The organism is Streptomyces sp. NPDC048057, from assembly GCF_040653095.1.
Taxonomy (GTDB): domain Bacteria; phylum Actinomycetota; class Actinomycetes; order Streptomycetales; family Streptomycetaceae; genus Streptomyces.
In genome coordinates, this window is the sequence record NZ_JBEZNF010000018.1 from 192,378 (window position 1) to 199,620 (window position 7,243).

4 protein-coding genes are annotated in these 7,243 nt (G+C 73.7%); 2 read left to right on the top strand and 2 right to left on the bottom strand.

Features of this window, described 5'->3' with window-relative positions; translation table 11 throughout:
- Positions 1 to 110: 110 nt before the first annotated feature.
- A complete protein-coding gene (locus AB0E05_RS22375) occupies positions 111 to 1,613 on the top strand; it encodes a hypothetical protein (RefSeq protein WP_361966112.1) in 1,503 nt (500 codons plus the stop codon).
- 18 nt (positions 1,614 to 1,631) lie between these two features.
- Here the strand turns inward: AB0E05_RS22375 and AB0E05_RS22380 are convergent, their stop codons facing one another.
- Positions 1,632 to 3,119 carry a SpoIIE family protein phosphatase gene (locus AB0E05_RS22380; protein ID WP_361966114.1) on the bottom strand — a complete coding sequence of 496 codons (1,488 nt, stop codon included), beginning with the start codon at positions 3,117 to 3,119 and terminating at the stop codon, positions 1,632 to 1,634.
- 357 nt (positions 3,120 to 3,476) lie between these two features.
- Positions 3,477 to 6,164, bottom strand: coding sequence for a GNAT family N-acetyltransferase (locus tag AB0E05_RS22385; RefSeq protein ID WP_361966116.1), 2,688 nt, complete (start codon positions 6,162 to 6,164; stop codon positions 3,477 to 3,479).
- Positions 6,165 to 6,274: 110 nt separating this feature from the next.
- Between AB0E05_RS22385 and AB0E05_RS22390 the strand changes: the two genes are divergently transcribed.
- A complete protein-coding gene (locus AB0E05_RS22390; protein WP_361966118.1) occupies positions 6,275 to 7,030 on the top strand; it encodes a siderophore-interacting protein in 756 nt (251 codons plus the stop codon).
- The last annotated feature ends 213 nt before the right edge of the window (positions 7,031 to 7,243 follow it).

Genomic DNA, 7,243 nt, shown 5'->3' on the forward strand with positions numbered 1-7,243 from the left:
CAGCGCGCGGGTGGCACACCATCTGGCGGACCCTGGCGAACCCTGGCGATTAGTCGCCACCCATCTGACGGAGGGTTACTGTCAACTCAGCCGAGAACCTGGGGGCTTACGTGACCGGTGGACCCAACGCCCGCCTCAACGACCTGTTCGGCCTGGCCGGCTGGTCCAAGGGCGAACTCGCGAGGTTGGTGAACCGGCAGGCGGCGGCCATGGGCCATCCGCAGCTGGCGACCGACACCTCGCGGGTGCGGAGGTGGATCGACATGGGGGAGACCCCGCGCGACCCCGTTCCGCGGGTGCTGGCGGCGCTGTTCACGGAGCGACTCGGCCGTGTCGTGACCACCGAGGACCTGGGATTCGTCCGGAACGGACGAGCGGGCAGACGAAAGGGCGCGCGGGCCGCGGAGCACGCGGCGGACCCGGGGGCACTTTCCTGGCCGACCGGCCGGACGGCAGCGGTCCTCCTCGAATTCACGGGAATGGACCTCATGCTCAACCGACGCGGGCTGGTGGGCGCAGGCGCAGCGCTCGCCACGGGCTCCGCACTCAGCAGCGCCATGTACGACTGGCTCCACACCGACCCCGCACTCGTCCAGGACTCCCCCTTCGCCACCGGACCCCTGCCCGCCGACCCCGCTGGGTACGACCGCTACGAAGCGGCCCCCATCGGGTCGCAGGAGATCGAGGCCCTGGAGCGGTCCGTGGAGGTGTTCCGGGCCTGGGACGCCGCCCGCGGCGGCGGGCTCCAGCGCAAGGCCGTGGTGGGCCAGCTCAACGAGGTGGGCGGCATGCTCGCCTACCGCCACCCCGAACACCTCCAGCGACGGCTGTGGGGGGTGGCGGCCAACCTCGCCGTGCTCGCCGGCTGGATGTCGCACGACGTGGGCCTGGAGCCCACCGCGCAGAAGTACTTCGTGATCGCCGCGCACGCGGCGCGCGAGGGCGGCGACCGCCCGCGCGCCGGTGAGGCGCTGTCGCGCGCCGCCCGCCAGATGGTGCACCTGGGGCGGCCCGACGAGGCCCTCGACCTGATGAAGCTCGCCAAGTCCGGTTCGGGGGAGGAGACCCTGCCGCGCACCCAAGCCATGCTGTGCACCATCGAGGCGTGGGCCCAGGCGTCGATGGGGCACGGTCAGGCGATGCGGCGCACGCTCGGGGAGGCGGAGGACCTGTTCGTCTCCGACAAGAGCGACGTGCCGCCGCCCAGTTGGATGCAGATGTTCGACGAGGCCGACCTGCACGGCATGCAGGCGCTGGCGTACCGCACGCTCGCCGAGCACGACCCCTCGGCCGCACCCCTGGCCCAGGGGCACGCCAAGAAGGCGCTGGAACTGCGCGAGGGCGGCCGTCAGCGGTCGAAGATCTTCGACTACATCTCGATGGCCTCCGCCTGCCTCATCTCCGACGACCCGGAGGAGGCCGACCGCTACGCCCGGCTCGCGCTGGCGTCGATGGGGGAGACGTCCTCGCACCGCACCTGGCACCGGCTGCGCGAGATGTACCGGCTGACCGGACGGTACAAGGGGTACGGCACCATCGACGGGCTACGGGAGGAGATCGCGCTGGCCATGCCGACGAGCCCGTCGCGCAAGGCGCGCACCCCCCTCGTCTGAGGGGCGGCGCCCGGCAGTTCAGGAACCGATCCTCACGACCATCACACAGGCGTCGTCCTCGCGCCCGTCACCGCCGAAGCGTTCGACCACGGCCCGCAGGCCGTCCTGCGCGGTCCCGGCCGCGGCGAGCCGCGGCGCCAGGTCCAGCAGGGGGGTGTGGTCGGTCGCGTCGGCCGCGCTCGTGCGGGTCAGCCCGTCCGTGTGCAGCACCAGCAGGTCACCGGGGAGCAGGTCGACGTCGGCCTGCTCGTACTCGGGCGAGGCGGCGGCGCCGAGCAGCACGCCGTCCGGCGGGGTGAGCGCGCGCCCCGTCCCGTCGCGGAACAGCAGCGGGGCGGGGTGCCCGGCCTGCGCCCAGGTGAGGGTGCGGCCCGCGGGGTCGACGCGGCAGCACACCGCGCTGCCGAGGGTGGGCTGGGCGGCGGTCTCCATCAGCTGGTTCAGGTGCTCCATCAGCCGGCGGGGCTCGATGCCGGCGACCGCCATGCCGCGCAGGGCGCCCAGCAGCATCGCCATCGAGGAGGTCGCGGCCACCCCGTGGCCGGTGAGGTCGCCGACGCTCAACAGGGATCCGCCACCCGGCAGTTGAAGCGCGTCGTACCAGTCGCCGCCGATCAGTGCGCTGTTGGCGGACGGGAAGTAGCGCGCGGCGACGTCCAGTTCGGCCGGGCCGCCGAGCGGGAAGGTCAGCGAGCCGTGCCAGGGCGGGAGCACCGCTTCCTGCAACTCGACCGCGAGCCGGCGCTCGGTGCGCTCGGCGTGCTGCTGGCGGCGGAGCGTCTCCTGGCTGTCGCGCACGGCCTGTTCGCTCCGGCGCAGGGCGCTGACGTCCCGGAACACCGCCCACATGGAGGCGGTGGACCCGTCGGCGTCGAGGACCGGCTCGCCCATCATGTGGACCGTGCGCTCCCGACGGTCGGGGCGGACGATGCGGAACTCGCCGTCGATGGGCCGGCCGTCCACCAGGCAGCCGGTCACCAGTGCGGTCAACAGGGCCTGGTCGTCCGGGTGGACGACGGACGGCAGCTCGTCCAGGGTCATCGGACCGCCGTCGAGCGGGCGACCGAGGATGGCGAACAGCTCGTCGGACCAGTTCACCCCGTCGGTGAGGAGGTTCCACTCCGCGCTGCCGACCCGGCTGAGCAGCGATCCGGAGCTCTGCGCGTGGTCGGCCTCGTGGCCGAAGAGCTCACCGGAGCCGGCCGGGCGGAACGCGTACGGATCGTACGCGTCGACGTCGGGGCCCGGGGCGTCCAGGCCCTCGCGCAGCTGGTCCAACTGGGCGCCCAGGTCGTCGAGGTGATGGACCGCCAGGTCGCACAGCGCCCGCTGCCAGCGGACGTGCGGGTCGTCCTCGTCCATCGGCGGGTTCGGGCGCACGGCGTCCACCTCGCCGCGCAGCCGCCGGGTGCGGCTGATCAGGGCGTCGACGGCGACCGGGCCGGTGACGGGCCCGCGCCGCGGCGGCTGCGCGCCGGAACGGTCCGCGAACACATGGGACGACATGTCGTACTCCGATGCAGGCATGGCCTCGGGCCAGGTCTGGGACGGTCCGAACAAGGGGCCGTTACGACTCTTGCACAGGGAGCGAGGGCTCGTAAGGCGTTTGGCAACACTCGACGAGCTGGTGCCCGAGGCATATGCCATGGGCGGTACGGGTCGGTGTGTCAGGGGGGTGATCAGCACATGTGTACCCTGCCGGGCCGGTCCGGCGGAAGGGGGCCCCGGGCAAGACACCCGTGCGATCGTCCGGATCCGCATGGGTGTCCGACGGCCGTCCGCGCGTCGGGCGCGCCGGGTCGTGCGACCGACGGCGCGGCCCCTTCGCCCCCGCGCCCGGCGCGCTCCGGACGTACGCCCGGCTCAGCCGTGCGCCGCCCACCGCTCCCGGCGCAGGAAGGCGAGCCGCGCCCGCTTCTCCGGCTTCTGGATCTCGGGGCCCGCCTCGAAGCCGGCCCTGAGCATGCGTGCGATGGCCTTCTCGTTGCGGGCGTCGGGCTCGACCACCACGCGCAGGTGGCGCGGGTCGCCGAAGACGTACCCGACGAGCGCCACGAGCAGTGCCTGGGTGAACCCCCGCTCCCCGCCCGGAACCTGGTCGGACGCGGGGCCGATCAGCAGGTGGACGCCGATGTCGCCGGGCTCGACGTCGTAGCACTCGCCGACCGGGTCGGCGGTCGGCTCGTACGTCTGGAAGAGGGCGACCGGTCTGCCGTCGCGCTCCACGACGAACGCGTGGTGGGTGGTGAGGGAGTCGACGTACGCATAGGTCTCCCGGACCTGTTCGCGGGTGTGGTCCTGCATGCCCCAGAACCGGGCGCGTTCGGCGGTGACCCAGCCGTGGACGAGGTCGAGGTCGGCTATCGGGTCCAGCGGGACGACGCGCACCAGGCCGAAGCCGTCGACCGTCTGCTCGTGGACTGCCTTGCGCAGGGGGGTGGGGGATGCGGTGGACATGGCGGAAAAGTGCTCCTCGGTGAGTCGGTTCCAGTCGGTGACGACGGGGGCGAGTTCGCCCCTTAGCCACAGGGGGAGTTGGTCGCGCCGGTGGGGGGCGCCGACGACTCCGGACGCCCCCAGCGGAACGATCCACCGGCTGTTGTCGCGGCGGGCCAGGTCCCACACGAAGCGGGCGGCCGGGCCGCGGGTGCTCAGGTCGGTGACGCCGGGGACGCTGGAGGCGGACAGCACGCAGTCGTGGTCGCCGGGCACCTCGGGCCACTCGTCCGCATCCGCCTCGGGGCGCGCCCGCCAGGGGGCGAGGCGGTGCCGGGCGCCCCAGGTCGGCTCGGGAGCCTCCGTGCGGCGGGCGAGGTGGTCCGCGGCGACCTGCTCCACGGCGCCGCGGACGACCTCGATCCGGTCGTGCGGCGGCAGCACCGAAGCCCCCGGATCCGTCAGCAGCCCCTCCAGGGCGAAGGCGACGCGGGGCAGGAACGCGAGCCAGGGCCGCATCGCTTCGGGGCAGGCGCGGGACTCGACGTTCTCCGCGAGCGCCTTCAACTCGGGGCGGGCGGCGATCAGGTGGACCACCGCCGCGCGGACGTCGGCGTAGCAGGCGGCGTCGGTGCTCCCGGCGTCCATCCGACGGTCCCAGGCGAGCAGTCGGGCGCGCAGCCGCTCGGCCTCCGGGCTCAGCCCCGGCACCTCTTCGAGAAGCGCCAACAGGGGCCCGGCGGAGTCCAGCCGGGTGTCCCGGTGAATCTCCGCCATGCCCTCGGCGGTCCAGGTGCGCCGGCCGTGCAGCAGCTCCCGGATGCGTCGCGCCCGGTGTGGCGGGGCGAACTCCACGCCCAGCGGCGCCGCGAGCCCGCGTTCGTTCGCCATGACGGCGAAGGCGCCGACGGCGGTGCGCGGGGTGGCGCGCCAGCCGTGCCAGACGTGGGCGGGCTCCCACCCGGGCACGGGGCGCAGGGAGTTGTCCCGGTGCCGCGAGGGCACCCGACCGGCGACCCGGTGGAGCTGGCCGCCCTCGGTGTCGGCGGCGAGGACGACGTTCACCGGCTCCACCCACCCGTCCAGGGCCCGGTCGACGTCGGCGACGGTCCGCGCCCGCAGCAGCGCCGGCAGGCTCGCGAAGCCGAGTTCGGAGGTGACGCGCGGCGGGGTGCGCAGGCTCAGCACGTCGCCGTCGCCGAGTTCACCGACGACGACGGGGCCGCGCTCGGTCTCCACCACCTCGACGTCCACCGCCGGCGCGCCGGCCACTTCCACCGTCTCGGTGTGGACGCTGACGGGCCGCCAGCCCTGCGGACCGAGGGCCTGCCAGCCGCCCGAGCCGTCGGGGGCCTCGCGCAACCGCTCCCGATACAGGTCCTGGTAGTCGGCCATGGCGTTGGTGATCGCCCATGCCACCGCGCCCGCGTGGCCGAAGTGCGCGATGCCGGGCACCCCGGGCACGGCGAGCCCCACGACGTCGAACGCGTCGCAGGCGAGCCGGACCTGCTGATAGACCCCGGGGTCCTCGATCGGCCGGTGCGGATCGCCCGCGACGAGCGGCGCGCCGTGGGCGGTGCGGTCCGCGCCGACGAGCCAGCCGTTGCTGCCGGAGCTGTGCGCGCCCTCCACGGAGAACAGCTCGATCGCCCCGTCCCCGAGGGCGCGGGCCACCTCCTCGCGCCAGAGTTTGGTGGGGAAGCCGGCGAAGAGGACGTGGGTGCTCAGCCAGATGCCCAGCGGCACCCAGGGCTCCCAGGGCCGTGGGTCGAGTCCGGTGTCCGCGAACTGGGGCGCGCGCCGGGCGCCTTCGACGAGGCCGGCGTTCACTCCCGCCACGTAGCGGGTGACCCATGCGGCGGTGGCGTCGTCGAGCCGGTCGAAGCACCGCCGGGCGGTGTCGTCCAGCCGGCTGCGGCGGGCGAACAGGTCCCAGGGGAGGGCGTCGGGGCCGAGGAAGGACGCCGAGGTGCCCTGGGAGCGGTGGCGTTCGACCTCGATCTGCCATCCGCGGTCGGCGGCGGCGTTCCACCCCTGTGCGTACGCGAGCTCGTCCGCGGTGTCCGCCCGCAGGTGCGGGACCCCCCAGGCGTCACGGTAGATCTTGACGTTCACGCTTCTCCCGCCCCTCAGCAGTAAATCCCAGCCAAAATTAGGTTAGGCTGACCTAAGTTAACGCACGGATGTTCGGCGTACAAACGCCAACCAACAGGGAGGAGTCAGACGTGGGGCACGGCTGGGAGGGCGTCGTCCTCAAACTGATGCGCGGCAGGGACTTCTCGTTCACGGTGGTCGGTTCGGAGCGGGTGACCGAGCGCTACCACCGGGTGCACTTCACGGACGGCGGCATGCTCGCGCAGACCGGGGTGCACCCCACGATGTGGGTCCGCGTCTGGTTCGACAACGCCGGCAAGCCGCACCAGCGGGCGTACACGCTCGTGGACCCGGACCCCGAAGCGGGCACCTTCAGCTTGGAGTTCGCCCTGCACGACGGTCCGGCCAGCGACTGGGCGCGCGCCGCGGCCCCGGGCGACACCGTCGACGCCACCCTCCAGGGCACCGGCTTCGGCGCACCCGCACCGCTGCCGCCGCGGATCGTCGCCATCGGCGACCCCGCGTCCCTGCCGGCGATCAACTCCCTGCTCGACGCGTTGCCCGACGTCCCCGCGACGGTCTTCTTCGAGACCGCCGACGCAGGGGCTGACGGAGGGGCCGACGCCGACGGCGCGGCCGGGCTGCCGCTGCGACTCGACCCCGAGCGCCACGAACTGCGCACCGTGCCCCGGCGGGACGGCGGGCGCCATCTGGTCGCCGAGGTCAAGGCGGCGCTGCCCGCGCTGATCGGCGATCCGACCACGGCGTACGTGTGGATCGCCTGCGACACCGTGACCACCCGTACCCTTGCCTCGTACATCCGCAAGGAACTCGCCCTCCCCAAGGCGCGGGTGAACGCGCTGGGTTACTGGCGCCCGGCCGCCTGACGCCCCCGGTCCGGGGCGGCGTCGACGCCCCTGGCCGAAGGGGCGGTGAGCCCCTTCGCCTTACCCGTGTCCTCCGGGGGAGGGGGCTACGTCCCTCCGGGCCAATACGCCGAGGGCGTGTCAGGGAAGAACATCTGGCTCGGCGGCAGCCGGGTGCCGGGCGGTCGGGCGGGGATCGCCGACACCATCGCCGCGGTCGAACCGGACGTGGTG

Coding starts and splice junctions, on each gene's coding strand:
- AB0E05_RS22380 (WP_361966114.1), bottom strand. CDS start 3,119: ATGTCGTCCCATGTGTTCGCGGACCGTTCCGGCGCGCAGCCGCCGCGG.